Origin of the sequence: Paraprevotella clara YIT 11840 (genome assembly GCF_000233955.1) — a bacterium.
Taxonomy (GTDB): Bacteria; Bacteroidota; Bacteroidia; order Bacteroidales; family Bacteroidaceae; genus Paraprevotella; species Paraprevotella clara.
The window spans coordinates 1-576 of record NZ_JH376641.1; the positions used below are offsets into that span (position 1 = coordinate 1).

The window sequence follows — 576 nt, forward strand, 5'->3', positions numbered from 1 at the left end:
AGCGGCTCTTTTATAATCATCTACTGATATAGCAGGTACATAGATATTAGGGATTTCGTTGGCACTCAAGTTAAAGAAGATATCATCACCTAAAGTAGGAGGGTTGAGCGCATCAATCGTAATGCTTTGCAATGATTTGCAGTATCCGAAAACAAGGCCATCAATCTTTTCTACAGAAGCAGGTAAGAATACTTTAGTAAGAGCTGTACAGCTAGCAAAAGCGGCTTCGCCTATTTGCCTAACTCCCGAGCCTCTTAAGTCTATCTGTGTAAGAGCGTGGCAAGAGTGAAAAGCACCATTACTTATAACCCCTACTTTTCCAAAAGTTACTTCTTTTAGATGGTAGCAGTGAGAAAACATACTGCTAGAAATTTCGGTAGTATAAGGCAATTGTACAGATACTATATCTGAGAAATAGAAAGCTCCTTTGCCAAAAACTACATTAGAGGCAGTGTTAAATTTTACACCTCCTGTAAGTTTTGTCCCAGCAAAAGCACTTTCACCTATTTCTTTTAAGCTATTAGGAAATACGATAGAAGTAAGATTTGAACCTTTGAAGGCTTCAGTTCCTATAGT

Annotated in this window: 1 protein-coding gene; it reads right to left on the minus strand. The window is 38.0% G+C overall.

Features of this window, described 5'->3' with window-relative positions:
* A partial coding sequence (locus HMPREF9441_RS15185; protein ID WP_008622713.1) for a leucine-rich repeat domain-containing protein occupies nt 1-576 on the minus strand: 576 nt, incomplete at both ends.